24 protein-coding genes, 1 pseudogene and 1 riboswitch are annotated in these 25755 nt (G+C 57.8%); of the genes and pseudogenes, 12 read left to right on the top strand and 13 right to left on the bottom strand.

The annotated features are described in order from the left end of the window. Positions 1-57: 57 nt before the first annotated feature. The 4 genes from AC3ISI_RS11975 to AC3ISI_RS11960 form a co-directional block, all read right to left on the bottom strand. Positions 58-951, bottom strand: a complete 894-nt coding sequence (locus AC3ISI_RS11975; RefSeq protein WP_489337143.1) for a polysaccharide deacetylase family protein — start codon at positions 949-951, stop codon at positions 58-60. 62 nt (positions 952-1013) lie between these two features. Continuing rightward, entirely contained in the window at positions 1014-1922 is a 909-nt protein-coding gene (locus AC3ISI_RS11970; protein WP_489337142.1) for an NAD-dependent epimerase/dehydratase family protein, read from the bottom strand. Between the two features lie 90 nt (positions 1923-2012). Beyond that, entirely contained in the window at positions 2013-2747 is a 735-nt protein-coding gene (locus AC3ISI_RS11965) for an SDR family NAD(P)-dependent oxidoreductase (RefSeq protein WP_489337141.1), read from the bottom strand. 42 nt (positions 2748-2789) lie between these two features. Next, on the bottom strand, positions 2790-4217 hold the full coding sequence (locus AC3ISI_RS11960; RefSeq protein WP_489337140.1) for an APC family permease: 1428 nt from the start codon (positions 4215-4217) through the stop codon (positions 2790-2792). Between the two features lie 432 nt (positions 4218-4649). Here AC3ISI_RS11960 and AC3ISI_RS11955 point away from each other — a divergent pair. Beyond that, a pseudogene (locus tag AC3ISI_RS11955) lies at positions 4650-5151 on the top strand (LysR family transcriptional regulator); the annotation flags it as partial. Positions 5152-5199: 48 nt separating this feature from the next. Here the strand turns inward: AC3ISI_RS11955 and AC3ISI_RS11950 are convergent. The 4 genes from AC3ISI_RS11950 to AC3ISI_RS11935 all read right to left on the bottom strand — a co-directional run bounded on the left by AC3ISI_RS11950 (position 5200) and on the right by AC3ISI_RS11935 (position 8688). Then, positions 5200-6207, bottom strand: a complete 1008-nt coding sequence (locus AC3ISI_RS11950) for an ABC transporter substrate-binding protein (protein ID WP_489337139.1) — start codon at positions 6205-6207, stop codon at positions 5200-5202. 63 nt (positions 6208-6270) lie between these two features. Continuing rightward, positions 6271-7011, bottom strand: a complete 741-nt coding sequence (locus AC3ISI_RS11945) for a GntR family transcriptional regulator (protein ID WP_489337138.1) — start codon at positions 7009-7011, stop codon at positions 6271-6273. A 22-nt stretch (positions 7012-7033) separates the two neighbouring features. Then, on the bottom strand, positions 7034-7915 hold the full coding sequence (locus AC3ISI_RS11940) for a polysaccharide deacetylase family protein (RefSeq protein ID WP_489337137.1): 882 nt from the start codon (positions 7913-7915) through the stop codon (positions 7034-7036). Between the two features lie 41 nt (positions 7916-7956). After that, positions 7957-8688 carry an aspartate/glutamate racemase family protein gene (locus AC3ISI_RS11935; RefSeq protein ID WP_489337136.1) on the bottom strand — a complete coding sequence of 244 codons (732 nt, stop codon included), beginning with the start codon at positions 8686-8688 and terminating at the stop codon, positions 7957-7959. Between the two features lie 349 nt (positions 8689-9037). Between AC3ISI_RS11935 and AC3ISI_RS11930 the strand changes: the two genes are divergently transcribed. From AC3ISI_RS11930 to AC3ISI_RS11920, 3 genes are read left to right on the top strand one after another with little or no spacing between them, the layout of a single operon-like run. Beyond that, entirely contained in the window at positions 9038-10561 is a 1524-nt protein-coding gene (locus AC3ISI_RS11930; protein ID WP_489337135.1) for an amidohydrolase family protein, read from the top strand. Positions 10562-10598: 37 nt separating this feature from the next. Further along, positions 10599-11441 carry an ABC transporter permease gene (locus AC3ISI_RS11925; protein ID WP_489337134.1) on the top strand — a complete coding sequence of 281 codons (843 nt, stop codon included), beginning with the start codon at positions 10599-10601 and terminating at the stop codon, positions 11439-11441. Between the two features lie 5 nt (positions 11442-11446). After that, positions 11447-12289, top strand: coding sequence for an ABC transporter ATP-binding protein (locus AC3ISI_RS11920; RefSeq protein WP_489337133.1), 843 nt, complete (start codon positions 11447-11449; stop codon positions 12287-12289). 87 nt (positions 12290-12376) lie between these two features. Here AC3ISI_RS11920 and AC3ISI_RS11915 read toward each other — a convergent pair whose 3' ends face one another. Continuing rightward, complete coding sequence (locus AC3ISI_RS11915) at positions 12377-13147, bottom strand: MBL fold metallo-hydrolase (RefSeq protein ID WP_489337132.1); 771 nt, start codon at positions 13145-13147, stop codon at positions 12377-12379. Positions 13148-13198: 51 nt separating this feature from the next. After that, positions 13199-13300, bottom strand: a riboswitch (guanidine-I (ykkC/yxkD leader). Positions 13301-13886: 586 nt separating this feature from the next. On the opposite strand from AC3ISI_RS11915, the gene AC3ISI_RS11910 reads away from it, so the two are divergent. The 5 genes from AC3ISI_RS11910 to AC3ISI_RS11890 all read left to right on the top strand — a co-directional run bounded on the left by AC3ISI_RS11910 (position 13887) and on the right by AC3ISI_RS11890 (position 19111). Beyond that, on the top strand, positions 13887-14738 hold the full coding sequence (locus tag AC3ISI_RS11910; RefSeq protein WP_489337131.1) for a sugar phosphate isomerase/epimerase family protein: 852 nt from the start codon (positions 13887-13889) through the stop codon (positions 14736-14738). A 14-nt stretch (positions 14739-14752) separates the two neighbouring features. Beyond that, positions 14753-15823: an isopenicillin N synthase family dioxygenase gene (locus AC3ISI_RS11905; RefSeq protein WP_489337130.1), complete on the top strand. Its 1071-nt coding sequence runs from the start codon at positions 14753-14755 to the stop codon at positions 15821-15823. A gap of 46 nt (positions 15824-15869) precedes the next feature. Continuing rightward, on the top strand, positions 15870-16664 hold the full coding sequence (locus tag AC3ISI_RS11900) for an ABC transporter substrate-binding protein (RefSeq protein ID WP_489337129.1): 795 nt from the start codon (positions 15870-15872) through the stop codon (positions 16662-16664). Positions 16665-16728: 64 nt separating this feature from the next. After that, entirely contained in the window at positions 16729-18276 is a 1548-nt protein-coding gene (locus AC3ISI_RS11895; RefSeq protein WP_489337128.1) for an amino acid ABC transporter permease/ATP-binding protein, read from the top strand. 46 nt (positions 18277-18322) lie between these two features. Next, positions 18323-19111: an SDR family oxidoreductase gene (locus tag AC3ISI_RS11890; RefSeq protein ID WP_489337127.1), complete on the top strand. Its 789-nt coding sequence runs from the start codon at positions 18323-18325 to the stop codon at positions 19109-19111. Between the two features lie 147 nt (positions 19112-19258). Here AC3ISI_RS11890 and AC3ISI_RS11885 read toward each other — a convergent pair whose 3' ends face one another. Beyond that, positions 19259-19669, bottom strand: coding sequence for a VOC family protein (locus AC3ISI_RS11885; protein ID WP_489337126.1), 411 nt, complete (start codon positions 19667-19669; stop codon positions 19259-19261). A gap of 118 nt (positions 19670-19787) precedes the next feature. Here AC3ISI_RS11885 and AC3ISI_RS11880 point away from each other — a divergent pair, with 118 nt between their 5' ends. The 3 genes from AC3ISI_RS11880 to AC3ISI_RS11870 are packed head-to-tail and all read left to right on the top strand — an operon-like array spanning position 19788 to position 22328. Beyond that, a complete protein-coding gene (locus AC3ISI_RS11880) occupies positions 19788-20870 on the top strand; it encodes a bifunctional transcriptional activator/DNA repair enzyme AdaA (RefSeq protein ID WP_489337125.1) in 1083 nt (360 codons plus the stop codon). 31 nt (positions 20871-20901) lie between these two features. Next, positions 20902-21705, top strand: a complete 804-nt coding sequence (locus AC3ISI_RS11875) for an isocitrate lyase/PEP mutase family protein (RefSeq protein ID WP_489337124.1) — start codon at positions 20902-20904, stop codon at positions 21703-21705. 5 nt (positions 21706-21710) lie between these two features. Then, complete coding sequence (locus AC3ISI_RS11870; RefSeq protein ID WP_489337123.1) at positions 21711-22328, top strand: DNA-3-methyladenine glycosylase family protein; 618 nt, start codon at positions 21711-21713, stop codon at positions 22326-22328. A gap of 126 nt (positions 22329-22454) precedes the next feature. Here the strand turns inward: AC3ISI_RS11870 and AC3ISI_RS11865 are convergent, their stop codons facing one another. The 3 genes from AC3ISI_RS11865 to AC3ISI_RS11855 form a co-directional block, all read right to left on the bottom strand. Then, positions 22455-23552 carry an extracellular solute-binding protein gene (locus AC3ISI_RS11865; protein ID WP_489337698.1) on the bottom strand — a complete coding sequence of 366 codons (1098 nt, stop codon included), beginning with the start codon at positions 23550-23552 and terminating at the stop codon, positions 22455-22457. A 2-nt stretch (positions 23553-23554) separates the two neighbouring features. After that, positions 23555-24664 (bottom strand): agmatine deiminase, encoded by a 1110-nt coding sequence (aguA, locus tag AC3ISI_RS11860; protein ID WP_489337122.1) that lies wholly within the window; start codon positions 24662-24664, stop codon positions 23555-23557. Between the two features lie 100 nt (positions 24665-24764). Further along, positions 24765-25649 (bottom strand): LysR substrate-binding domain-containing protein, encoded by an 885-nt coding sequence (locus AC3ISI_RS11855; RefSeq protein WP_489337121.1) that lies wholly within the window; start codon positions 25647-25649, stop codon positions 24765-24767. Positions 25650-25755: the final 106 nt, after the last annotated feature.

Below are 25755 nucleotides of genomic sequence, written 5' to 3'. Positions count from 1 at the left end.
CCCAACATCAATGACAAAAAGAACCCACTACGCACGAAACATTCACCCTCAGAACGGCTACTGATGCGCTGTAACCGGTCCCTGATAATAAGGCAGCCTGTCAATCCGTGGTTTATAGGTGCCCGTGGATACACTGCGCTGGACATGCGCGGCGATTTCATCCATCCGTGCAAACCAGACATCACCTTTGGCCATCATGTATTCGATCAACTTCGACACTTCATGCCATCGTGACAAACGACCGGAAAGGAAAGGATGCCAGACGGGTACGAAGAGAGCGCCATACTCCCAGGCGGCATCGAACTCGGCCTTGAACACCTCGACGGCGCGTTGCGGCGACTGAATCGGCATCTGAAAATCAAGATCGATGCTATGCATGTACTGAGGCCAGTCATCCAGCGCCCAGCTGGATGGAAGCTCCACCAGCTCGCCCACACCCGTGCGCAACAGGTAAGGCACGTCATCCCCCATCAAAGAGGCGTCATAACTGAAGCCGCGCTCGATCAGCAAGTCAGCCGAGTGCTCTGACATATTGTAGAGGGGAGCCCGCCAGCCTCGCGGTGCCTGGCCGGTGAATCGCTTGATGGTGTCGCAACCCCGATCGAGCCAATAAGCTTCTTCTTCCCGGGTCAGCTCGTTTGGATGTTCATGGATATAGCCGTGATGGGCAATTTCATGTCCACCCTCGACGATCGCCTCAATGGCCTCTGGGTATTGTTCGATGCACCAGGCCGGTATGAAAAATGTTTGTTTGATCTCGAAGCGTCGATAGGTTTCCAAAATCCTTGGAATGGCCACTTTGGGTCCATAGTGCAGCATTGAAATACTGGCAACCCGTGTTGCGGAATCTTTGGGGTGCGCCACATGCAGAATGCTGTCCGCATCCATATCAAAGGTAAAGGCTACGGCGCAGCGAGCCCCGTTGGGCCAAACAATAGGATTCTCAATCATGCTTAATCACCCGTTGATATTAAAAGTTAATGAATCACCCACAACAGCGACCCAGCCCTCTCTCAATACTCGTGATCAAGCAACCAGTTGGAATAATGCGTGAGCCCTTTTTCAAGTGACCATTGCGCTCGATAGCCCAGCTCCCGCTCGGCTGCGCTTAGCTCCCATTCCCCATGGCGGTCGAGATGCCAATATCCATCGCCCACTTCAATTCGGGCCCCAGGGATAATTTTCCTGATTATTTCAACGGCTTCATGCAGCGTCCAAGAGCGGTCACCGGCAATGTTAAACACACCGCCTTTCAGATCTCTGGTTTCAGCCGCCATCAGTACGGCACGCACAACGTCTTCCACATGAATATAGTGGAACCGATGATCTCCGCCGGAAGGCAAGGAAAAGGCTTCACCACGATGAACGGTTTTAAGTATATCCCTGAGAACTTGTGGCATCTTGTTTTCAGGACCATACACTTCGGCAATTCGCAGTGAGATAACTTCCATACCATAAAGGTCATTGTAGACTCGGCCAAAATGCTCGGTGGCAACCTTGGTTACACCATAGGGAGTCGTTGGGTAAGTCGGTGTCTGTTCATTGATCACACCCTCGAAGTGCCCGTACACCGTTTCAGAGGAAAAGTTGACGAGTTTCTTGATACCCGCCAATCGCATGGCCTCAAGCAAATGGACGGTGCCATCGATATTCGCCGCCACAGTTGTAATAGGTAAGTCTATGGACAAGTCGGGATGTGACATGGCCGCCGTATGAATGACACGATCAATTCCATATTGCTGGATGGTTCTGACAATCCTCGGTATATCGTATAACTCCCCCTGTACAGGGGTCATGAATTCCGACTGGGCTTCGGAGTAGTCACGATTGTAACTAATCACCTTGATGCCTTGCTCGCTGAGCTTTTTCGTCAGGTACCTGCCGACATAACCTAACCCACCGGTAATCATTACAGCGCTCATGTTGTATCCTTCTTGTTATTAGCAAAATAAGAGTCACTTACTTGACTGGGAATTTCATGACTCAGTGAAGTTAAACTTCGAGATGCCCAACTAGATCGCAGCGCCGCCATTGGGGCTAATGATCTGTCCAACCATATAATCACCCGCGGGCCCGGCCAAGGCTTCGACCATGGCCGCGATTTCATCCGGCTTGCCAAAGCGCTTCAATGGAATGGTCGCGCGGGTCTCATCGTTGTATTCGATGGTGTCGTTGATCAGCATGTCTGTTTCAATCGGCCCCGGCGCCACCGAGTTGACTAATACACCTCGAGGGGCAACTTCCTTGGCAACTGCTTTTGTCAGCGCGATCACCCCACCCTTGGAGGCGCAGTACGCGGCGTAGGTGGGAAATCCAATCAGCCCCAGCTCGGAGCTGATGTTGATAATCCGCCCCTGACCGCGTGCCAGCATGCCCGGTAACACGGCCTGCATACAGGCCCATGTGCCCCCGAGATTGGTACTGATCATCTGCTCCCATTGCGCCCAGGTCGTTTGCTCTACTGTCGCCGAAACCAGTCTGCCGGCATTGTTGACCAGAATATCGACCCTTGCGTAGCGACTCTCCGCCTCACGGATGATTCCTGCAGCAGCTTCGGGATGACTGATATCCGCTTGAACGGTGATGCCATCACCACCGTTGTCTTGGGCAATACGTATCACAGCGTCCAATTGATCCTTGTCGTCAAAGTAATTGAGTACCAAATGATCACCGCTTGCAGCAAAACGCTTGGCGATTGCCAGCCCTATGCCCTTTCCAGCCCCAGTAATAACGACAACACGTTTCATAAGTTCACCCATGCTTTTTTAAATGAACGCCGCGCGTGGAAATCAGGACTCTTGCACTTTAGAAAGCACGGGTTTCCTGGAGACACGCGATTGCCATACCAGAATCAACGCGCCAGACAGAATCGTCAGCGCGCCCAGGTACCAAGCGGTGTATTGATCCTCTGGCGACACTGGATTAGCGCCGGCGGTATAACCGATGTATCCCAGAACCAGAATGGCGAGAGCAGCAGGAATCGACAGCGCCAACGCGATGCCGAAACGCTGACGTCGGAAAGTCATGACAATAAAGGCTGCGATAGCCGCCATGTAAGACATCACCAGCGTGATAGTCACCACATCGTAGTACCAGACAATCTTATCCAGCGGTTTCCACCAGAGCAGGGAAATAGCGACAGCCGCGACGATAACGCTGGCGAGCCACGGCGATTTGGTTTTGTTAACGGCGCTAAGCGCCACCGGCAGATGTCCTTCTTCACTCATTCGATAGAGTGTACGGGCCGCCGCACTCGAAGAGATTTGCATACCGGCACATGCCGAAGTAATCACGACGAACAATGCAATCCAGGCCATGGCCGGTGGCAAGTAAACGTTCGCGACCGCTGCGATTGGCCCACCGTTGCCGTCCTCAATGATTGCCGCCAATTTCTCTACTGGCACGGCGTACTGCCAGCCGATGGCCGCGAGGGTGTAAATAACAAAGGCGGAGGTCAAAACGAGCAGCATGGAGCGTTGCACGGTTCGAACGGGAATACGCGACTCTTCGATGTAGTTGATCGCAGAATCGAAGTTGGCGAGCATCCATACTCCGAACAGCACCCCTGGCCCAATTGCTGACCAGCCACCTGAGCCTTCCAGCGTATACATGGACATAACCGACAAATCGGGAACCTGAGGGTTAATGATGCCCATCAACCCGAGCCCGGCAACAACACTGATCTCGAAAATCAGAAAGATGCTGGCGATCTTGGCGGTGGCATTGACGCCCTTGCAGGAAATGGCCAGGAAGATCAGAACCATACCCGTCCCGATCAATTTAGCGTTAAGCGGACCCGCCAAGGCCGGGAACAACGCCTGGATATATTCGGTTCCAATGATTGCGCACATGGCCATCACTGCCGTGCAGGCCACAGCGTACGCCCAACCGAGAATGGTCCCGACGCTGGTATGGAGAAATCGCGATGTAAAGGTAAACACTCCGCCTGCCGACGGTGCTTGTCGAGTGAGGGAGATCATGCAGAAAGCCATGACCAACATTGGAAAGAAGTACGCAATTAAAATGGCCAGCGGAGCATGGTGGCCCGATATTGAGTAAAGAATCGACATCGAGGAGGCTGCAATCCAGCCTGGGGCATTAAAACCAAGCGCTGAAAACGTCACATCCCTGGTGGTTAGAGTTCCCTTGTTTAGCGCCGTATCAAGTTCACGAACAGTTCCGTCACGGTCATAACCGATGAGTTCATAGAAGTTCATTTTTTCAGGCTCTGATTAATAGCTATAGAAGATCTTGTAGCGCCAAACCGTCTGAGTCGATTTGAGCGCCGCTCTTATTATTCAACTAAGCAAAATGCAGATACTCAAAACCCGAACAAGCCAGACACCCGCAGCTTATTCAGACTTGATTTACAGCTTTCTTGTTTTTTACCGCCCTCCAGGATAACCCTCTAGCCGAGAATGATATTTCTCCGCCGCTAGCAGTCACTTCAACTGCGTCACTATGTGCGTCACCCGTTGTGAGGTTTAAACCTCTGAATGGGGGGCCAGTATAGAAACAGCTAAAAAATAACTACCATCAGAGATTTCCGATGTTTAAATCTGAATGAGCGAAGTAAGTCCTTATCAGAATTGGCCTGCTCACGCTTGTAGATGAACCGCCCTGCGACCCGCTACTCTGCGGGCTAATATCTGGCCGAAGCCAGAACCATCGCCAACGGTATCCATGGACTGCGCGCCAAGGTCAAAGGCCTGCTGCAAGGGCTCGAAGCCGAAGTTCACGTAGTGCTCGATGTGATGCTTCCCGCCGAACGTGTGGTAGACGCCCTCAAATCCTTTCGAGCAGAATTCCCCACGGTCGCACTCCACCTACACATGGAAGCGCTTGGCGCTGTCACGGATCTGGTGATCAACCGTGGCGCGATAGTTGGTGTGAGCGGGCCAATGAATGAGGGAATCAGCGGTATCGAAAGAATTGGCGTGGGAAAGGCATTGACTGGGGGAACATGCCAGCCCCTATGGTCCAGGAAGATCTGGACAGCGGCCGACTCGTGCGACTGAACTTGCCGGAATACAAAAGCGGAAAATATTCCTTCGACATCATCACCGCACGGATTTACCACCAGGCCCCGCCGCAAGGTGGTTGATTGACCGCTTTGTTCAACAAAACTCGGCGCCGGAGGCACCCGCTTGATCGTGCACCGGGGCAGGCAACTCAAAAACACCTGCCCCGGCGCCTGGGTCAGCGAGTCAGTTCGTTAACAAACCGAGTGTCAAAGGTAGTGCCGAAGTCAGGAATGTTGGTGATTTGTCCATTGGCCTTGAGTAATTGGGCAATCAGCTCACCACTGCCATAGAACGACGTGGTGGCGTCGGACTTTTCAAAGTTTTTTGCCATTTCTGGCAACTTGATGTTGTAGACAGTCTTGAGCTGTTCCTTGGCCTCTTCAGGGCTGACACCCAACACCTTGGCGATGATCACTGCCGACTCATCCGGATGGGTCTCGATGTAGGCGAGACCATCCAGGTAACCTTGCATCAACGCCTTGATGGCGGCCGGGCGCTTGGCGATCACATGCTCGTCAAACACCAACACATCCGTGATCAGACCCGGGGCTTCTTTGGATGAGTACACCACATGGAACTTGTTACCTGGCTGACCCACGACCTGGGACACGTTTGGCTCGTAGGTGACGCCAATCGGCAAGCTGCCGGAGGCCATGGCGCTGGGGACGTTTTCCGGAGTCATGCTCACCGGCACGATGTCCTTGTCGCTCATGCCGTGACTCTTGAGGGCATAGGCCAACAGGAAGTCGGAGGTCGACAGCGGGCTGAAGCCGATTTTCTTACCCTTGAAGTCATTGACCGACGTGATCGACTGGTCGGCAACAATCGCGTCACCACCATTGGAGAAGTCGATGGGCATCACCACCTTTTGCGCGATACCACGCGCCGCCGCACTGACCACCTGATCATAGGTCAGGGTGCCGCCATCCAGCGCATTGCCCATCATGGCGGTCGGAACCATGGTGGGGTCGCTGAACATCTGTAAATCCACCTTCAAGCCATGGGCCTTGAACAGGTCCAACTTGTCGGCCACATAGAAAGGCGCCTGGCCTACCCAGACCACCGTACCGATGCGCAACTTTTCAACGGCCTGGGCCGCGATCGGAAACAGGCCGACAGCACTTATCAGGCAAGCACTCACTACAGCATTACGCAGCGAACGAACAGCAAACGGAAGCGTCATGGGGTCATTCCTTTACGATGGATCATGGGAGGCGGACCACACCGGTGGCCCGCTGCTTAAGGGTCAGTTTGCGATGTCGGCAAACAGGGTCTTGATGTCAACTTGTGTGGCTTTGGGCTCGATCAGTACTAACTGCGATTCCAGGTCTTCCAGGTGCGCCAGCATGGCTTGGGAAAATTGCGTCTTGTCCCCTTCCAGAAGGTCTACTAGATCGCCATGGCACGAGTGAGAGCACGCCTCGCTATGGGGTCGTTCATAGATCGCGGTAATCAAGGCCGAACGCGCCATCAGGTCACGCACCAGTTCATGCAGTACTGAGTTGCCGTAGAGTTGGGCCAGCAGTACGTGAAAATCGTGAGAGGTGCGCAGCTCGGCTGAGCGATCCGCGGCCTGTTCGGCCAGCGTTTCCTTCTCGATGTGTTCGCGCAAGCGGGCGATCCCGGCGGCGTCAATGCATTCCACTACCCGGGCGGCCAGGGCCACTTCGACCACCTTGCGTGCATCGAACACCTCACGTGCCTCTGCGGGCGACGGCGTGGCGACAAAAGCGCCGCGGTTTGGCTCAAGGGTGACCACCTTGTCCCGCGCCAACGCCTGGAGCACCAGCCGGGTCGCACCGCGGCTAGTGCCAAAGGCGTCGGCCAGGGCTTCTTCTGTCAGCTTTGTGCCAGGTTGCAAGCGCTGCTCGCTGATGGCGTTGAAAATCTCCAGGTACATGCGTTCCCCGGCAGGGCTTTCAACCCTGCTGGCCTTGTCGTCGGCCCGTGTTGGGCGGCGCGGCCGCCGGGCGGAAGATGAAATCATGAGGCGCTCCAAAACATTGGGTTTAACAGGCAAGGCCCGGTTCGGCTTGAATGCAGTCATGGATTCGGTCAGGCGTGGTCAGCCAGATACCGTCGCGGTGGGCGCAGATATGCTGGAGTGCGCGGGTCAACTGGCGCAGACGGAACGGTTGTCCGCTGATGAACGAGTGCACCACCACCGACATGACCAGCGGTTGATCGGCGGACGCGCCAAGGAGTTCGTCGAACTGGTCAATGATCATCTGGCAGAAATCGCTGGCAGAGGCCTGCCGTCCGATGATGGTCGAGCTGTCATTGAGCTCCAGGGCGTACGGGATATGCAGGAAACGCCCGCGCTCGCTCTGCAGCCACACCGCCCGATCGTCCATGCCCAGGTCCAGCACGTAGCCATAACCGCATTCAGCCAACAGGTCCACGGTATGGTTGTTCTGGCTCAGCCAGGGGCTTGACCAACCCAATGGCGCGTGGCCGGTGTGCTGTTCGATTCGGCGTGCCACTGCGCCCAGATAGTCGCGTTCATCGGCCCGCTCGCGACCCGCCAAGGTATCGGAGTTGCTCAGGCCATGGCCGATCAGTTCGCAGCCGGCGGCGTGCAACTGTTCGACCAGCCCTGGTGAATGGTTGTACACCTCAGTATTGAGCAGCACCGACAACGGCACGTCGAACTCGGCAAACCGCTGTTGCAAGCGTAATGCACCGACCCGATTGCCATAGTCGCGCCATGAGGCATTGGCGAAGTCGGGGTTGGGCATGCCCGGCATCAGGTTCTCGGTGAGCCCGGAACCGAAGTCGTATTCTTCCACCCCCATCACGAAATACACCGCCAGGCGCGTGCCATTGGGCCAGGTGCGCGGGTTTTCACGGGTGATCGGGGTATAGGCGTAGCGTTGCGGGTGTTTCAACATGACGCGCTCCTGCAATCCATAAAAAAACATCGGCACCCGGATCAGGCGAACAATGCCGGCCACTGCTCACGCAAGTCGCGCGGGGGGAAATCGAAACTGCTCTGTTTACTGGTCTTGAGCCCCAGGCTCACTAATCCCTCGGCCATTTTCACCGCGGCGTTGACGCCGTCGATCACTGGCACGCCTAACGTACGTTGCAGTGGCTCGACCATTTCGCTCAGGCCGGCGCAGCCCAGAACCAGTGCCTCGCTGCGATCCTCGCGCAGGGCGATGCGTGCCTCATCGAGCAGGGCTTTGTAGAGGATGGCGTTGTCTTCTTCGCGGCAGTCATCGACCAGCACGTCGATGGCACGCAGCCCGGCGCAGCGCTGATGCATGCCACATTCGTGAAGGACACGGCGGGCATGGATCAGGGTGCGCGGCGGCAAGGTGATAATGCTGAAAGTAGCGGCCACCAGGCAGGCGCTGAACAGCGCCGCTTCGGTCATCCCCACCACCGGCCCGTGCGCCACCTCGCGAGCAGCGGCGACCCCGGTGTCGCCAAAGCAAGCCACGACATAGGCATCCACCCCGCTCGCCTCACCGGCTTGCACCTGAGCAATCACCCCCAGCGCGGCCCAGGCCTCATCGGTATGGCTTTCGATCGACGGCGTGCCGAGCAGTGGCTGGGTCGCAAACACTTCGGTGCCTGGCGCCACGATGGCCTGCGCGCTGAGCGCCAATCGCTCGGTGAACGTGCCGGTGGTGTTGGGATTGATAATTTGGATACGCATGTCGGCGGCTCAGCTCTGCGGAGAAGTCTGATGAGCTCGTTTGCAGAGAGCGGGCCAACTTTCGCATTCGTCAATTTACCCCCGTAGAAACAGGCAGTTGTGCAATTTTTCGAGCGTTTGCGGGTGAACCGCCGCCCGCACAGAGCCGCACTGCAATAGGGCATTGCTAACTATCTTGGTGCAATCGTTAACGATTAAATCAACTGATTGTTAACAATCATCAGGCCCGCAAACAGCACCAACGCTCCACCTAGAGCGGCCTGCACACGATTCACTGCCCGCACCCGCCAATTGGCCTGCCTTTTGCGTTGAACCCCGGCACTGAACGTTTGGCTGAAGTGAGACGCGTATGCCTGATTCAACGGCAATTCATATCCGACAAGCTCACCTGCTGTGCCTGGACGACGCGGGCACAGAGCATGAAGAAGCGGACCTGCTGATCATCGACGGATGCATTGCGGCGATCGGCCCGCACTTGGATGCTCAGGTGCCTGCCGGCGCGCAAGTGATCGAAGCCAAAGGCATGCTGGCGATGCCCGGGCTGATCAATGCGCACTTCCACTCCCCCGGCAACTTGCTCAAAGGCCAGCTCGACAGCCTGCCACTTGAGCTGTTCATGCTGTACGAAGTTCCACCGTTGGCCACTGCCGGCGACGGCGAGCGCATGGCTTACCTGCGCACCTTGCTGGCCGCCCTGGAAATGTTGGAGCTGGGCATCACCTGCGTTCACGATGATGCTTATCACGTGCCCCGAGTGACCGAACAAAGCCTGGACGTATTGATGCACGCGTACCGGGATGCCGGGATCCGCGCCACCGTCGCGATCGATCAGCCCAACGTGGTGGAGTATGAAAAGTACCCGTTCCTCCACGACCTGTTGCCTGAAGACCTGCGTCAGAGCATGCGCGAGGCGCCGCGTCAGAGCGGCGAGGAACTGCTGGCGCTCTACGATTACCTGATCGAACGCTGGCATGGCCAGGAGGATGGGCGCCTCGCTGTCGCGGTGTCCTGTTCGGCGCCACAGCGGGTCACCCCGAATTACCTCCAGGCGCTGAGCCGCCTGAGTCGGCGCCTGGATCTGCCCTTCAACATCCATGTGCTGGAAACCAAACTGCAACGCGTATTGGGCGAAGAGAAATACGGTCAGTCGCTGGTGCAATTGCTTCAGGAATGTGAGGTGCTGGATGAACGCTGCCAGATCATCCACGCCATCTGGATCGACGCCGACGATATTGCCCTGCTCGCTCAGTCCGGTTGCGTGGTGGCCCACAATCCAGTCTGCAACCTACGCTTGGGCAGCGGCGTCATGCCCTTCCGGGCGTTGCGCGACGCGGGGGTACCGATTGCACTCGGCACCGATGAATTGTGCTCCGACGACACCGCCAACCTATGGTTTGCCGGTAAGACCGCGGCACTGATTCACACCCTGGACCGCAGCGATTTTCAGCAATGGCCCCACGCGCAGGAAGTCCTCCACTGCATGACTCGCGGGGGCGCACGCGCCTTGCGTCGCGAGGGCCAGATCGGCCAGTTGACGCCCGGCGCCCGCGCCGACGTGATCCTGCTGGATATGGACACTTGGGCATTCACCCCGCTCAACGACCTGACCCGTCAACTGATCTATTGCGAGGACGGCCACAGCGTACGTTACACCTTGGTGAATGGCCGAGTGGTTTACGCCAATGGCGAATTCCCGGGCATAGACGTGCGCGCCCTGCGTCACGAAATTCGCGAACTGGGTCGCACGCTCGCCGCACAGCATTCGGTCACCCAGGCCCATGCGCAATCTTTGATGCCGTATTACCGCGCCATGTATGACCAGGCGCAGAGCCGGAATGTTGGCTTGAAACGGCGACTTGGCACGCTGGACTGAACCCTTTTACAGACTTTCACTGCACGGGAATTCCCCTATGAGCGCGCATCAACCGCTACCCGCCCCCGTTAGCCCACCCCAGAAGGCCCGCGCCCGCAGCCGTTGGTGGGTAATTCGCGGCGAACTGCCACGCGTTACGACCGCCAGCCTTGCCGTAATGGGGTTGCTGGTGCCGCTGCTGCTGTGGTGGGGGATAACCGCCCTGGGCCTGGCCAATCCGATGTTCGTCCCCGGCCCCGAGGCCGTGCTGTCCCGACTCATGCACTGGTGGCGCGATGACGGACTGCTAGGCGATATCGGCATTAGCGTGTGCAGGGTCATGGCCGGCTTTTTGGCCTCAGCGATACTCGCCCTGCCCCTGGGTCTGTACATCGGCACCTACCGGCCCGTACAGGCGGTGCTCGAACCATTGACGGACTTCTTTCGCTACATGCCAGCCGCCGCCTTCATTCCCTTGGTGATGTTGTGGGTCGGTATCGACGAAGGCTCCAAGATCGCGATCATCTTCATTGGCACCTTCTTTCAACTGGTGTTGATGGTGGCCGAAGACGTGCGCCGAGTGCCCATGGCACAGATTGAAGCGGCGCAAACGATGGGCGCGACCCGGGGCGAAGTGATCAAGTTGGTGATTCTCCCTTCCGCCCGCCCAGCCTTACTCGACACCCTACGCGTAACCTGTGGCTGGGCCTGGACCTACCTGGTGGTCGCGGAGCTGGTGGCCTCCAGTTCAGGCCTGGGTTTCGCGATCCTGAAGGCGCAGCGCTACATGCAAACCGACAAGATTTTTGCCGGCATCCTGTTGATCGGCATCATCGGCCTGGTCACCGACCAGGCATTTCGCTGGCTCGGCCGTGCGGCCTTCCCTTGGTTGAAGAGGTAATCCCCATGACAGACACGAAAATCCGCATTCAACAGGTCAGCAAGGTTTTCCAAACCCGTGGGCAGTCGGTGCAAGCCCTGCAGAACGTGAGCCTGGAGATCGGCGCCAACGAATTCATCACCTTCGTCGGCGCCTCAGGCTGCGGCAAGTCCACCTTGTTGCGTAGCATTGGTGGCCTTGAACAACACAGCAGCGGCCAGATCCAAGTGGATGAGCGCGTGGTCGACCGCCCAGGCATCGACCGCGCCATGGTCTTTCAGCACTACAGCCTTTACCCCTGGCTGACAGTGAGTCAGAACATCAAATTCTGCCGCCAACTGAAAGTGGTCTCCGACACGGTACGCAATGAAGGTGATATCGAACTGGCCAGCGGCCGCGCTGATGCGCTGATCAACCTGATGGGCCTGTCCGCGTTTCGTGATGCCTACCCCAATCAACTGTCTGGCGGCATGCAACAGCGCGTGGCGATCGCCCGAGCACTGATGCCCAAACCGCAGATCCTGTTGATGGACGAGCCCTTCGGTGCCCTCGATGCGCAGACGCGCGAAGTGATGCACGATCTGATTCGCCACGTACATCGCCTGGAAAAAAGCACCATCCTGTTCGTAACCCATGATGTGGAGGAAGCCATCTACCTCGGTGGCCGCGTGGTGCTAATGGCCCCTCGCCCCGGGCGCATCGATTCAATCTACGAGGTGCCACTGCCTGCCGAACGCCATCAAGATATGAAACTGAGCGAGGACTTCGTTACGCTGAAACGCACCATCCTTTCGCGCATTCGGCAAACCTCGGGGATGAACACCGACCTGGAATTGCTTGAGCAACTGACGCGCACCAATACCGTTTGATTCTGATCTTGACGACCAGAGAGCCCCGCAAAAGCTAAGCATAGGGAGTTCTGGAGCCGCAGGGTGGTGCGGCTCCAGTGGAGGTGATCAGCTCTGGCTGCTATTGCGCAAGTAGTGGTCAGTCAGTTCAAGCATCCGTGCTCGACCGAAGCTTGGATCGTGTCCTCCGTGCACAACTTCGACGGGAAGGTTTCTCAAGCGCTGCATCGTGCGTTGATAGTCAGTCAGGTTGGCACCCTCAATCTTGTCCAGAAGCGGACCATCGTAGATGGCATCGCCGGAAAACAAAGTGCCGCTACTTTTTTCCCAAAGACCAATGCTGCCCGGGGAATGGCCGGGGAGATGCAACACCTCGAACGCCGTGTCGCCTAAATCAACCACGTCACCTTCATCAATCAGACGCGTCGCTTGAACGCCAAGGGTGCGAAAGGCGAATGGGTCAAACCCCTCATGAGGATAAGCATCGATCAAGATATCGGGCACCTCATAACCCTGCGCTTCAATATCAGTGCGCATCGTGCCAGGCCAATGACAACTGCAGAGCACGGGATAGGCCGATGGGTTGGCCAGTTGATGCGCCTCCAAGGGGTGCGCCAGTCGGTGTTCAAATTCGTGCAAGCTGCCGACATGATCCATGTGGCTATGGGTCGCTACAGCGAGGAGCGGTTTGTTCAACAACTGCGCCATCGCTGATTTCAAACTGCTGATCCCCATCCCCGCATCGACCAACAGGTCGCTGTCGCGACCACGAACATGCCACATATTGCATTGTTCAACCCGAGCTACATGGGGCTCCCACAACAACGTAATCCGGTCATCTATACGTTTGGTCTCAAACCAGCGATCAGCAATGCGCATGATGAAGCTCCTGTGATGAACAAAGGCGCAGGAAGAAACGATCGAATGACGTTCTCCCGGGCTTTTATCCCTCCGTGGAGCCTCTTGCGAGGCCGGCTTACTCTCGGACCAGTCACCACTTTTTAAGCGATCGGAACCCTAGTGAGCCTACGCATCAGCTTTGCAAACAACGTGCAAATCGCTCTTCATGCAGACTTAGTCAAAGCACGTTGTATGCCAAAGATACGTGAGCCAATTGGACGAAATAAACAGCTCACTATTCTCGTGTGAACCGATACACAGCAAAAAAACAGGAAGCGCGAATTTTCTGATTGAAATGGGTGCAGACGGACAATTTATAGGTCTTTATTGAGCTGTTCGCTTGGTTGTCCTCAGCGGCGGAGTCCACAGAAAATCCAGTGTGTTGCATCGATCAGTTGAGTCCACAACCAAGAACATCAACCTGCGCCGGGTAGAAAACCCACGTCAAAGCGCCAAGTGTTGTTTGGATGGATCTAAATGATTCCGTAATGCTGGCGACTCTCGCTGTTAGTCAGCGTAGACGCCCATCCGCCGAATAAACTCCACCTCTATCACGGGATAAGTAGGCAGCTATTTGTTGACGAAAGTCTGAAGTATTGATTTGAACTTTCATATTCTTTCACGCCGCAGCCTGTGCCTAACATCGGCACCACAGCGAATTCGCCACGGCATCGCTGGGTGGAATCAGGCTGCGTCCAGAGATTTTTGAGGATTACCGATGGAACTGGAAATATTCCGCACGCTGTGGGGTTACACCGCCAGCAAGGCCCAGGCACTCGAGGAACTGCTGCAAGCGGGCTTTGATGGCATGGAAGCACGCCTGCCTCTCGACGCCCGCGAGCGGGCTGAGTTCGGCGCCTTCCTCCAAGCCAATCGCCTGGGCTATATCAGCACGGTCTTCACCGCGTACGACGTGCTGCCGGACCAGTCGGCAACGCCTGCCGTTCACCTCAATGACCTGGACCAGAAACTCGCCTGGGCCGCCGAACTCGGCCCGCGTTTCGTCAACGTCCTGGCGGGTAATGACCGCTGGTCGCTGCCACAACAGGTGGAGTTCTTTGGCCAAGCGCTGGAACTGGCGCGCAAACATGGCCAGGTCTGCAGTTTCGAAACCCACCGCTCGCGGTCGCTGTTCAACCCTTGGGTGACCCTGGAGTTGATCCGACAGCTGCCCGATCTGTTGTTTACCAGTGACATCAGCCACTGGATAGTCACCTGCGAGCGTCTATTGAACGATCCGGCCGATGACCTGAGCGCCTTCATCGAGCGAGTTCACCATATCCAGGCCCGGGTCGGTTACGACCAAGGCCCGCAGGTTCCACACCCGGCGGCGCCCGAATATGCAAAAGAACTGGCCTTTCATCAGCAGCACTGGGAAAGCATCTGGCACTCGCAGCAAGCCCGCGGTTACCAGGTCAGCACCCTGACCCCGGAATTCGGCGCCGACGGTTACCTGCATCATTTGCCCTTCACCAATGTTCCCGTTGCCGACCTGTGGTCATTGAACGTATGGATGGGCCAGACCGAGCGTGAACACTTCAACCGTTTCCATCACTCAAGCAATCCTTAGGGAGCCGATGCGTCATGCCTGACAATAAAAACAACAGCGCCAGCACTGACACACACAAAGCCAACTTCAACAGCATTCCGGTGGTTAACATTGCCGGTCTGTTCAGCTTTGAGCTGGAACACCGCTTGGCCGTGGCCGAACAGTTGGGGCGCGCTGCCAGCGAGGTCGGGTTCCTCTATATCACCGATCACGGTATCGACCCGCAGCTGATCGCCAACCTGCGCAAGGCTGCCAAGGACTACTTCGACCAACCCCTCGACACCAAGATGCGGCACTACATCGGCACTTCGCAAACCCACAAGGGCTTTGTACCCGAAGGCGAAGAGGTCTATTCCAAAGGCAAGCCGGACCACAAGGAAGCGTTCGACGTTGGCTTCGAAGTCCCGGCCGATGACCCGCTGGTGTTGGCCAACACCCCATTATTGGGGCCCAACGACTGGCCGCAGTTGCCAGGTTTCAAGGCAGCGGTGCAGGCCTACTATGAAGCGATATTCGCCTTGGGCCGGCGCCTGTTCGGCGGCTTCGCCCTGACCCTTGGCCTGGAAGAAAATTATTTCGACAGCCTGGTCACCCGTCCACCGTCCAAGTTGCGCCTGATCCACTACCCTTTCGACGGTGCCGCCCATGACGCACCGGGTCTTGGCGCCCATACTGATTACGAGTGCTTCACCATCCTCTTGGCCGACAAACCAGGCCTTGAGGTCATGAACAATCTTGGCCAATGGATCGATGCACCACCGATGGCCGATGCCTTTGTAGTGAACATCGGAGACATGCTGGAAGTGATGACAGCAGGCGCATTCGTTGCTACTGCACACCGGGTTCGCAGCGTGCGCGAGGAGCGTTATTCCTTTCCACTGTTTTATGCCTGCGACTATCACACCCAGATCAAACCGCTGCCCGGGTTCGCCCAGGCAGGCAAGGACTACGAAGAAATCACGATCGGCGAACACATGTATGGTCAAGCGCTGCAGACTTATCAATACCTGCGCGCGAGGGTGACCAATGGAGAAGTTCAAATGCCAGAGAAGGCACGTAAGCCCGCCAGTTTCGGACATCTGAAAAATCAGGCCCAACCGTCCTGATTGACGTTTCCAGCCAACCCCTTACCTACACCGGAGTCAGTAACCAATGAAAAATAATAAAAAAAACCTTTTGCGCCTGACCGTACTGGCAGCCGGAATGCTCAGCGCCTCGTTGAGCATGGCCGCAGCAGACACTTTCAAAGTCGGCATGGAAATCACCTACCCTCCTTTCGAGTCCTATGACAAGGACAAAAACGTGGTCGGTTCGGACCCCGAGCTGGCCACGGCACTGGCCAAGCACATGAACGCCAACGTGGAGTTCGTCGACACCAAGTTCCCGAGCCTGATCCTGGGCCTTAACTCCGGCAAATACGACGCGGTCATTTCCGGCATGTACATCACGCCGGAGCGCCAGACTCAAGCCCAGACTATCGCCTATGCCAACACGGGTGCCGCAGTCATGGTGCCCAAGGGCAGCGAGATCAATGCGAAGACACCTGAAGACCTGTGTGGTTTGAAGCTGGGCCTGGAACAGGGCACGACCTGGGTCAAGGAATTCCGCAAACTGTCCGATGAGTATTGCGTGCCGAAAAACAAAGGCGCCATTACCGTCAGCGAGTACCCCTCGGCGCCCGAAGTGACCCAGGCTCTACTGTCCAAGAACATTCAGGCCCAGGTTGAAATCGCTGGTGCCGCAAAATTGATCGCGGAAAAGACCAATGGCCGGGTAGTCATCACCACCGATCACCCGATCTATCAGCAAACCTTGGGCATCTTCGTCAAGAAAGGTAACGAAGAAACCTTCCAGGCGGTTCAAAAGGCCTTCGAGGAGATCAAGAAGAGTGGTGAGTACGCCGCTATTCTTAAAAAGTACGCCTTGGAAGAACCGACTGCTAACTAAGAACGTGTCCTTGTAGTTTGGTCATCTGCCTCCCCTGCACCGGGGCGGCAGATTGAGGTGCCCTATGCAATTCGATTGGTCGTATTTCTTCTCCCTGTTCTCCCTGCCAGACTTCTGGAATGCCTGCGTCACTGTGGTGCAACTCAGTGCCCTGGCCTGGTTCATCGGCATGCTGCTGGGCTTTGTTCTGGCTACGGCCAAACTGTCCCAATCGCCTTTGCTGCGCATTCCCGCATCGGTCTACATTTGGTTCTTCCGCAGCATCCCGTTGCTGGTGCTGGTGGTCTTCGTCTACAACTTGCCGCAATTGTTTCCCGGCAGCGGTCCGATCCTGTCCAACCCCTTCTACTCCGGCTTGTTGGCCCTGGTGGTCACCGAAGCGGCGTACATGGCAGAAATCCACCGTGGTGGTCTGATCTCCGTGGCCAAGGGCCAGAAAGAAGCCGGGCGCGCGCTGGGTGTCGGCCTTCTTGGCATGCAGCGCTTGATCGTGATTCCCCAGGCTTTCCGTATCTCGCTGCCCACGTTGATCAATGAATACATCACCGTGGTCAAACTGACCTCGCTGGTCTCGGTGATCTCCCTGACGGAAATTCTCACCGTCGGCCAGCGGCTCTATGCCACCAACTTCCTGGTCATGGAAACCTTGGCGGCGGTAGGCGTTTACTACGTGTTGATCGTTACCGTGTTTGGCTTTTTCCTGCAGCGCCTGGAGCGCTACCTGGACCTGAACTTCCGCAAGCCGCACACACTCGATGACGCCGCCGTGGCCAAGTTCAAGGCCTGCGCCGAAGCCTTGCCAGACAATGCGCGTAAGGCAGCGGGCACCAACGCGACGCCGATCCTGCAACTGAAGAACATCCAGAAGAGCTATGGCACGCACAAAGTGCTGCTGGGTATCGACCTGAATGTCGAATACGGCCAGGTGGTCTCGATCATTGGCCCATCCGGTTCCGGCAAGACTTCGCTGATTCGCACGGTGAACGGCCTGGAAAGCATCGATACCGGCGACATTCTGTTGTTCGGCGAAACATTTATCGAAGCGTCGGACAAACCCGACAGCTCGCGCTTGCGTAAAGGCGTGCGGCACATTGGCATGGTGTTCCAGAACTTCAACCTGTTCCCACACCGCACCATTCTCGACAACGTCACCCTGGCGCCGCGTTACCACGGCCAGCCGGGCGAGCTGAGTGAGCATCGTGCTTATGCGCTACTGGACAAAGTCGGCCTGCTGGCCCATGCCCACAAGTACCCGCATCAACTCTCCGGCGGGCAGCAACAGCGCGTGGCAATCGCGCGGGCTCTGGCGATGGAGCCGCAGATCATGCTGTTCGACGAGCCGACCTCGGCCCTCGACCCGGAACTGGTCAACGACGTGCTGAATGTGATCCGCGACCTGGCCAAAGAAGGCATGACCATGCTGATCGTAACCCACGAAATGGACTTCGCCATGTCGATTTCCGACCGGGTGATTTTCATGGAGAACGGCAATATTCAACTCGATGCCGCGCCTGAAACCATACGATGCGAAGCCGAAGGAGAGCGAGTGCGGCGCTTTATGGGAATCGATGCGCCATCACCAAACCGGTCTGCAACGGTGGATCTTGTATGAATGTTCAACCCCTTTCTTTGAGCTTCCTTCTTTCAGGAAAACCCGCATGAATCTAGGAATCGCAGGACGCTGGGCGCTGGTATGCGCCGCCAGCAAAGGTCTGGGTAAAGCCTGCGCGCAGGCACTGGTCCACGAAGGCGTGAACGTGGTGATCACTGCACGGGGCGAACAGACGCTGAATGAAACAGCCCGTCAGCTCAGAGCGATCAATCCTGAAGTGACTGTCATCGCCGTCGCCGGAGACATTTCGACGCCCGAAGGTCGGGCGGCAGCGCTCATGGCCCATAAGCATTTCGATATTTTGATCAACAACGCTGGAGGCCCGCCACCGGGGGATTTCCGCGAGTGGAATCGCGACGCCTGGCTCAAGGCGCTGGATGCCAACATGCTGGCCCCTATCGAGCTGATCAAGGCAACCGTAGACGGCATGGCGACACGTGGATTTGGCCGAATCATTAACATCACGTCGAGTGCCGTGAAATCCCCTATCGAAAGCCTGGGTCTGTCCAATGGTGCGCGCAGTGGTCTGACGGGGTTCATCGCAGGGCTTGCCCGGCAAGAAAACATTGCCAGTCGTAATGTGACGATCAACAACCTGCAACCGGGCTCCTTCGATACCGATCGACTGCGTGACAACCTGGTCACGGCCGCCCAAGAGTCGGGGCAAGACAGTGAGGCATTCCTTGACGAATGCCGTCACGAAATCCCTGCCAAACGCTTCGGTTCACCCGAGGAGTTCGGTGCGCTGTGTGCCTTCGTTTGCAGCAGCCATGCGGGCTACCTGACCGGGCAGAACTTATTGATTGATGGCGGGGCCGTTCGCTCCAGCCAATAATGACGGCAGGCACAATTGGGGCGGATGACATGGATGGTTTAGACATTCGCCCCGCACCTCTCAAGAACAGACCCTCCAACAAACCCCACGATTTATCGAATTTTTACGTGAGCAACTTCAGGCTTTCTAAGGCTGATAAGTAGTGTTTTACGTGGCCGGCCCTTTGAGCTCGACCTGATTGCCGTCGGGGTCAAAGCAATAAAGCGACAAACCATAACCTTCGGCACCGAAGCGCGTGGCCGCTTTCTCGGGTGTCAGTCCGAAGGACTGCAAGTGGCTGATGAGTGCTGCTTCGTCGAAGGGTTCGATGCGCAGGCAGACATGGTCGAGGTTACGCCCCTCTTGTCCGGCGGCGGCACCGCCCTTGCGCCCGAGTTCACCGTCCAGGCTGACGAGGTCGATCATGGAAGTCCCGGCACGCAGATGCACCAGCCCCAGATTGTCCTGGCGCTTGACCAGTTCAGCGCCGAACACCTGCGCGTAGAACGTGATGCTTCGCTCCAGGTCCTGGACGCGCAGCACGAGGTGATCGATGTGTTGAATCGTAAACGGTTGCATAAAGTCACTCCCTGTTTGGCTGCCTGCTCAGTAACCCGATCACTGTAGCCCAGGGCCACAAAAATTCATTGTCGATTTTCCGGTGGAGACACCGCCCGCAGGGTTTTATGCTCAGCCCATGAAGATACAGACCGCTTTACTGCCGCCCCACGCCGAAATGGTTCGCGCCATGCTCGAACGCAACACCGCCTATGAGGGGGTGTTCTTCACGGCCGTGAAAACCACCAGGATTTTCTGCCGACCCGGCTGTACGGCACGCTCGCCGAAACCGGAGAACGTAGAATTTTTTGCGCTCGCCGATGAATGCCTGGCGGCGGGTTATCGCGCGTGTCTGCGCTGCAAGCCACTGGACGCTGCGGCCATCGCACCCGACTGGGTGCAGACGCTGCTGAAGTCGGTGAATGCCGATCCCGAGCAGCGCTGGACTGACGCCCAATTGCTGGCCGAGGGCATCGAGCCGTTGAAACTGCGGCGCTGGTTCAAGCAGCATTTGGGCATGACCTTTCACGCCTGGCTGCGCACCCGCCGTCTCGGCATGGCGTTGGGCGGGATCAAACAGGGCGACTCCATCGACAGCGCGGCATTCGACTCGGGTTATGAATCCCTCAGCGGTTTCCGTGACGCCTTTCAAAAGTCGTTCCACATCACCCCTGGCCGAGCCGCGCAGAGTGAGCCGTTGCTCTTCACTCGGCTGACCACACCTCTGGGGCCAATGATCGCCATGGCCGAGCGCCGTGGGCTGGTGCTGCTGGAATTCCTCGACCGTCCGGCGTTGACCCGCGAAGTCGAAGAACTGCAGAACCGATATGGCTACGCGGTCGTGCCGGGACACAACGCGCATCTACAGCAGATCGAGGTAGAACTGGCACAGTATTTTGCCGGCAAACTCACCGAATTCACCGTCGCGCTGCACCTGCCTGGCAGTGAATTCGCCCGGCAGGTCTGGGGTGAATTGGCGAAGATCCCGTATGGCAAGACCAGCACCTACGGCAGCATCGCCAGGCTATTGGGCAAGCCCGGTGCCAGTCGCGCGGTGGGCCTGGCCAACGGGCACAACCGGCTGGCCATCGTGGTGCCCTGCCACCGGGTCATCGGTGCGGACGGCTCGTTGACCGGCTATGGTGGAGGACAACCGCGCAAGGCGTATCTGCTCCGGCTGGAAAACGCGGCGATGCAGGTCACCCAACCACTCGCGTTCTGATTGCCTCAACTGTCATCAGGAAGGACATTCAATGGACACACAATTCCACCAACTGCACCACGAAGGCTTGTTGATCCTCACCAACGTCGCGGATGCCACCGGGGCCCGCATCGTCGAGCAACTGGGTTGCAAAGCTGTCGCCACCAGCAGCGCTGCGGTGGCCTGGGCTCATGGTTATGCGGACGGCAATGCCCTGCCCCTCGAACGTCTGGTATCCACTGTCGAGTCCATCGTCCGGGTGATTTCGCTGCCGTTGACCGTGGACGTCGAGGCTGGCTACTCCGATGACCTGACGCGGGTTGCCCAAGTGATTGAGGCGGTGATTGCCGCCGGAGCGGTCGGAATCAATATCGAGGACGGTGCGTCTTCGCCCGAGTTGCTGGTGCGCAAGATAGAAGTGGCGCGCAAGGTAGCCGATCAGCGCAATGTGAAGCTATTCATCAATGCGCGCACCGATGTGTACCTCAAGGGGTTGGTGCCGGCCGAAGACCGCGTAGCCGAAACACTCAAGCGCGCCGCTCTGTATCAAGCGGCGGGTGCCGACGGGCTGTTTGCCGCGGGCGTCTCGGCGGAGTATGAAATCGCCGCACTGTGCCAGGGCACGACGTTGCCAGTGAACGTGCTGGGGCTGCCGGGGTTACCATCGCTTGAAGCTTTGAAAGCACTGGGCGTTCGGCGTTTGAGTGCCGGTTCGGGGATCGCCGAGTTTTTGTATGGCGCCATGGCCGGGCTGAGCAAGAGCTTTCTGGAGACCGGCAAACTCGATAGCAGCCACCTCAAGGCTTTTACTTACGGCGAAGTGAATGCCCTGCTGAAACCGAGCGGAAACGCTTGATCGCCATGTCCGATCCCTATCTGCCGGCGACCCGGTTTTTAGCGTCCCTGGACGCAGACTGGGCGCGCCACATCGCGGCTATCGGCCCGTGCCTGCACCAGCCCCATGCGGCTCGCGATCCGTATGAGTCGCTGGTGCGGGCGATTGCCTATCAGCAACTGCACGCCAAGGCCGGGGATGCGATTGTCGGGCGGTTGCTGGCATTGTTTCCATCGGTGGCATTCCCCCGGCCGGAACAGATACTGGCGACCGGGTTTGATCAGATGCGCAGTTGCGGGTTTTCGGCGGGCAAGATCGCGACCATTCAGGGGATTGCCCAAGCAACGCTGGACGGCGTGGTGCCGGAATATTCGACGGCGTTGGCGATGGAGGATGAGGCGCTGATCGAGCGCTTGATCACCTTGCGCGGGGTCGGCCGCTGGACGGTTGAGATGTTGCTGATTTACAGCCTCGAACGGCCGGATATTCTGCCGGCCGATGACTTTGGCGTGCGTGAAGGGTATCGGCGGCTTAAGCGGGTGGAGGTGCAGCCGACGCGTAAGCAGATGGCAGAGATCGGGTTGGCGTGGAGCCCGTATCGGACGGTGGCGGCGTGGTATTTGTGGCGGGTGCCGGCCAGATAGACCGCGTTATCGTTCATCGCGGGCAAGCCCAGCTCCCACAGGGGATTTGGGCGCTCACAAAACCAATGTAGGAGCCGAGCTTGCTCGCGATGGCGGAATCACATTCGCCACATCACTCAGAGCCAATCACAACCCCGATTTCAACCGGCTAAACGCCCGAATCAACGCCCTATTAAACACCTTCCCATTGTCATTCTTGCTGTACAACGACGCCCTCACCTGCTCCGACGGATACGTCCCCGGATCATTGCGAATTGCCGGATCAATCAGGCCATCCGCCGCTGTAATGGCGTTGGCGTAGTGAATGGTGTCAGTGATCGGCGCGATCACTTCAGGCGTCATCAGATAATCCATCAACGCCAGCCCCGCCTCAGGGTGCGGCGCATCCTTGGGAATGACCATCGCGTCAAACCAGATCAACGTGCCTTCCTTGGGAATCCGGTAGTTCAACGTGAACGGCTTCTTCGCCGCCTCGGCCTGCCCCGCGGCTATCGCCACGTTACCGTTCCACGACATCGCCACGCAGGTGTTGCCGTTGGCCAGGTCGCTTATGTTCAAGTCATTGTCGAAGTAGCGGATATACGGGCGGATCTTCGCCAATTGCTGCTCGGCGAGCTTCAGGTCATCGAGGTTCTGGCGGTTGATGTCCAGCCCCATGTACTTCATGACCGCCGCAAACACCTCGTTGGGATCGTTGAGCAGGCTGACCCCGCAACTGGCAAGTTTCGACACCACGTCGGGGTCGAACAGCATAGCCCAACTGTCCCAGGGCGCGTCGGACAGGCGCTGTTTTACCGCCTCTTCCTGATAGCCGACGCCGGTGGTACCCCAGGCATAGATACCGGCGTAGCGATTGCCCGGATCGAACACGACCATGTGCTGGCGGAACTCCTCGCCGACGCCTTGAAAATGCGGCGTTTGCTTGCGGTCCAACGTCTGGATCGCGCCGCTCTGGATAGCTCGGGACAGGTGCTGCCCCGCCGTCAGCACCAAGTCATAGCCGCTGCGACCCGTCAGCAATTTGGTCTCGACGGTTTCCAGTGAATCGAAGTGATCGGCGACCACATGGATGCCGGTTTTCTTCTCGAAATTGATCAGCGTATCCGGCGCCAGGTACTCGCCCCAGATATACAGGTTGACCACCGGTTTGGCGGTGTCGGCGGCCTGCACACACAGGGGTGCAAGCACCAGCAATAACGCTTGAGTCAGTTTGTGCAGGCCCAATTTCATACCCCTTTGCCGGCGTATTGCGGCATGGTGATGCAAGCAACGTTGCCACCCCCCAGGAGGATCTCCCGGGAGTTTTCAATGCCGACGATTTTGTGCTGCGGGAACAGCTCGGCGAGGGTCGCCATGGCGGCCTGATCGTTGCGGTCACCGAACAACGGCACCACGATCGATGTGTTGCCGGCGTAGTAGTTGATGTACGACGCGCAGATTTGCGTCCCGGCCTGACGCGTGTGCGTGCTGTCTAGCTGATCCAGGCCTTCGGCTTCTTCGGCGGTCCACTCCAGCACGTCCGGTTGCGGCAGTTTGTGCACGATCAGCTCGCGGCCACGGCTGTCGCGAGTGCTGCGCAGGATGTCGTAAGCCTCCTGATAGATTTCCCATTGCGGGTCATCACGGTTGTCGGTCCATTGCAGCACCACTTCACCAGGATGCACGAAACAAGCGAGGTCATCGACGTGACCGTCGGTTTCGTCGAATTTGCAGCCCCGAGGTAGCCAGATGATTTGCTCGGCGCCGAGGTAATCGGTCAGGCGTCGCGTGACTTCATCCTTGCCCAAATGCTGGTTGCGATTGCGATTGAGCAAGCATTGCTCGGTGGTGAGGATGCTGCCTTCACCGTCACTCTGGATCCCGCCCAGCTCGGCGATCAGCGGCGCACGGTAACGGTCGAAACGTTCGATTTCGAGGACCTTGCTGGCGATCTGATCGTCCTTGTCCCACGGGTAGTACAAACCACCGTCTAGACCGCCGTAAGCGTTGAATTCGAAGTCGACACCGCGCACTTCGCCGCTGTTGTCATTCACCACGAAGCACGGGCCGCTGTCGCGGAACCAAGTGTCGTTGCAGGTCATTTCCACCACGCGCACTTGCGGCGGCAACTGGCGGCGGGCCGTGGCAAACTGCGCGGCCGAGGCGCAGACGGTGACCGGTTCGCTGTGGGAGATCGCGGTGACAATTTGCACCCAGACCTTCTGCGCCGGCTTGGCGCCGTTGCGCCAGACGTCGGTACGCTCCGGCCAGCCGAGCCAGCAACCGGCCTTGGTTTCGAATTCGCCGGGCAAACGGAAACCGTCTTGTTTGGGGGTGGAATCGAGCAAACGTGCCATGGTCAAACCTCATCAGCGGGGATTGGAATGACCACAGGCTAAGGTCGCTGACGCCGTCCTCGCCAACGATGATTATTTCGGAACAGTTGAATTCAACTCATCAGTCGATCAGTTGATCGTTGAACCATTCCAGCATCTGCGCCACCGCCGGACGCTCTAGCCGCACTCGCTCGCACACCAGCGCGTATTGCCCGAGGGCGGTCATGCTGGAGGTGAACGGCCGGACCAGACGACCGCTGAGCAAATCTTCCTGCGCTGTCAGGTTATCGCCCATCGCCACGCCCTGCCCTTGGGCTGCCGCTTCCAGCGCGAGGCCGGCGTGAGCGAAATACAGTTGCCGTTCGGGGCGTTGGTCACCGGCATGGCTGGTCAGCCAGGCAGTCCAGGTCTTGCCGTCCTGGTCATCGTGCAGCAGGCAATGGCGTGCCAGATCCCTGGGCGCTTTCAGTGTGCCCTGATTGAACAGGCCGGGACTGCACACCGGAAAGAACTGCAATGCCGGCAATGGCCTGACGAAGTACGCACTACTGTCCACCGGACCGGTGCCGTAGGTGATCGCCAAGTCGATGTCTTCCCCCGGCGCCGTTGCATCGATCGGTTGTTCGTACAGGTGCAAGGTGATGTGCGGATAACGCGCGTAGAAATCCGTGAGACGGCTCATCAACCACTTTTGAGCCAGTTCGGCGGTAACCGCCAGACGCAACACCGCCAGCGATGACGGATCGCGCAGCTCATCGCAGGCATCGCCGATCAGTTCAAAAGCCTGCTGCAAACTTTGCATCAGCCGCCCGGCAGCCATGGTCGGGCGAATCTGCCGGCCTTCGCGGATGAACAGCGAAACGCCCAAGTGTTCTTCGAGTTGGCGGATTTGGTGGCTGACCGCGCTGTCGGTGACACACAACTCAGCGGCAGCCCGGCCGAAGTGCGCATGACGGGCGGCGCATTCGAAGGTTCGCAGTGCTGCCAGTGAAGGAAGTCGTCGCATGAGTCAGACCCGGTGAGGAAGGCGCCCCATGCTGCCTTGGCCATTAGCGGGCGTCCAGCAAGACCGCGTCATCGTTCATCGCGAGCAGGCTCGCTCCCACATTAGT

The organism is Pseudomonas sp. GL_139_B (assembly GCF_057834475.1).
Note: the sequence above shows the minus strand (reverse complement) of the source record. Positions and strands in the feature narration are given on the sequence as shown.

What these genes read in the sequence shown, in the direction of transcription:
- AC3ISI_RS11975 (WP_489337143.1), bottom strand. Translation starts at nt 951, where the DNA reads ATGATTGAGAATCCTATTGTTTGGCCCAACGGGGCTCGCTGCGCCGTA.
- AC3ISI_RS11970 (WP_489337142.1), bottom strand. Translation starts at nt 1,922, where the DNA reads ATGAGCGCTGTAATGATTACCGGTGGGTTAGGTTATGTCGGCAGGTAC.
- AC3ISI_RS11965 (WP_489337141.1), bottom strand. Translation starts at nt 2,747, where the DNA reads ATGAAACGTGTTGTCGTTATTACTGGGGCTGGAAAGGGCATAGGGCTG.
- AC3ISI_RS11960 (WP_489337140.1), bottom strand. Translation starts at nt 4,217, where the DNA reads ATGAACTTCTATGAACTCATCGGTTATGACCGTGACGGAACTGTTCGT.
- AC3ISI_RS11950 (WP_489337139.1), bottom strand. Translation starts at nt 6,207, where the DNA reads ATGACGCTTCCGTTTGCTGTTCGTTCGCTGCGTAATGCTGTAGTGAGT.
- AC3ISI_RS11945 (WP_489337138.1), bottom strand. Translation starts at nt 7,011, where the DNA reads ATGATTTCATCTTCCGCCCGGCGGCCGCGCCGCCCAACACGGGCCGAC.
- AC3ISI_RS11940 (WP_489337137.1), bottom strand. Translation starts at nt 7,915, where the DNA reads ATGTTGAAACACCCGCAACGCTACGCCTATACCCCGATCACCCGTGAA.
- AC3ISI_RS11935 (WP_489337136.1), bottom strand. Translation starts at nt 8,688, where the DNA reads ATGCGTATCCAAATTATCAATCCCAACACCACCGGCACGTTCACCGAG.
- AC3ISI_RS11930 (WP_489337135.1), top strand. Translation starts at nt 9,038, where the DNA reads ATGCCTGATTCAACGGCAATTCATATCCGACAAGCTCACCTGCTGTGC.
- AC3ISI_RS11925 (WP_489337134.1), top strand. Translation starts at nt 10,599, where the DNA reads ATGAGCGCGCATCAACCGCTACCCGCCCCCGTTAGCCCACCCCAGAAG.
- AC3ISI_RS11920 (WP_489337133.1), top strand. Translation starts at nt 11,447, where the DNA reads ATGACAGACACGAAAATCCGCATTCAACAGGTCAGCAAGGTTTTCCAA.
- AC3ISI_RS11915 (WP_489337132.1), bottom strand. Translation starts at nt 13,147, where the DNA reads ATGCGCATTGCTGATCGCTGGTTTGAGACCAAACGTATAGATGACCGG.
- AC3ISI_RS11910 (WP_489337131.1), top strand. Translation starts at nt 13,887, where the DNA reads ATGGAACTGGAAATATTCCGCACGCTGTGGGGTTACACCGCCAGCAAG.
- AC3ISI_RS11905 (WP_489337130.1), top strand. Translation starts at nt 14,753, where the DNA reads ATGCCTGACAATAAAAACAACAGCGCCAGCACTGACACACACAAAGCC.
- AC3ISI_RS11900 (WP_489337129.1), top strand. Translation starts at nt 15,870, where the DNA reads ATGAAAAATAATAAAAAAAACCTTTTGCGCCTGACCGTACTGGCAGCC.
- AC3ISI_RS11895 (WP_489337128.1), top strand. Translation starts at nt 16,729, where the DNA reads ATGCAATTCGATTGGTCGTATTTCTTCTCCCTGTTCTCCCTGCCAGAC.
- AC3ISI_RS11890 (WP_489337127.1), top strand. Translation starts at nt 18,323, where the DNA reads ATGAATCTAGGAATCGCAGGACGCTGGGCGCTGGTATGCGCCGCCAGC.
- AC3ISI_RS11885 (WP_489337126.1), bottom strand. Translation starts at nt 19,669, where the DNA reads ATGCAACCGTTTACGATTCAACACATCGATCACCTCGTGCTGCGCGTC.
- AC3ISI_RS11880 (WP_489337125.1), top strand. Translation starts at nt 19,788, where the DNA reads ATGAAGATACAGACCGCTTTACTGCCGCCCCACGCCGAAATGGTTCGC.
- AC3ISI_RS11875 (WP_489337124.1), top strand. Translation starts at nt 20,902, where the DNA reads ATGGACACACAATTCCACCAACTGCACCACGAAGGCTTGTTGATCCTC.
- AC3ISI_RS11870 (WP_489337123.1), top strand. Translation starts at nt 21,711, where the DNA reads ATGTCCGATCCCTATCTGCCGGCGACCCGGTTTTTAGCGTCCCTGGAC.
- aguA (WP_489337122.1), bottom strand. Translation starts at nt 24,664, where the DNA reads ATGGCACGTTTGCTCGATTCCACCCCCAAACAAGACGGTTTCCGTTTG.
- AC3ISI_RS11855 (WP_489337121.1), bottom strand. Translation starts at nt 25,649, where the DNA reads ATGCGACGACTTCCTTCACTGGCAGCACTGCGAACCTTCGAATGCGCC.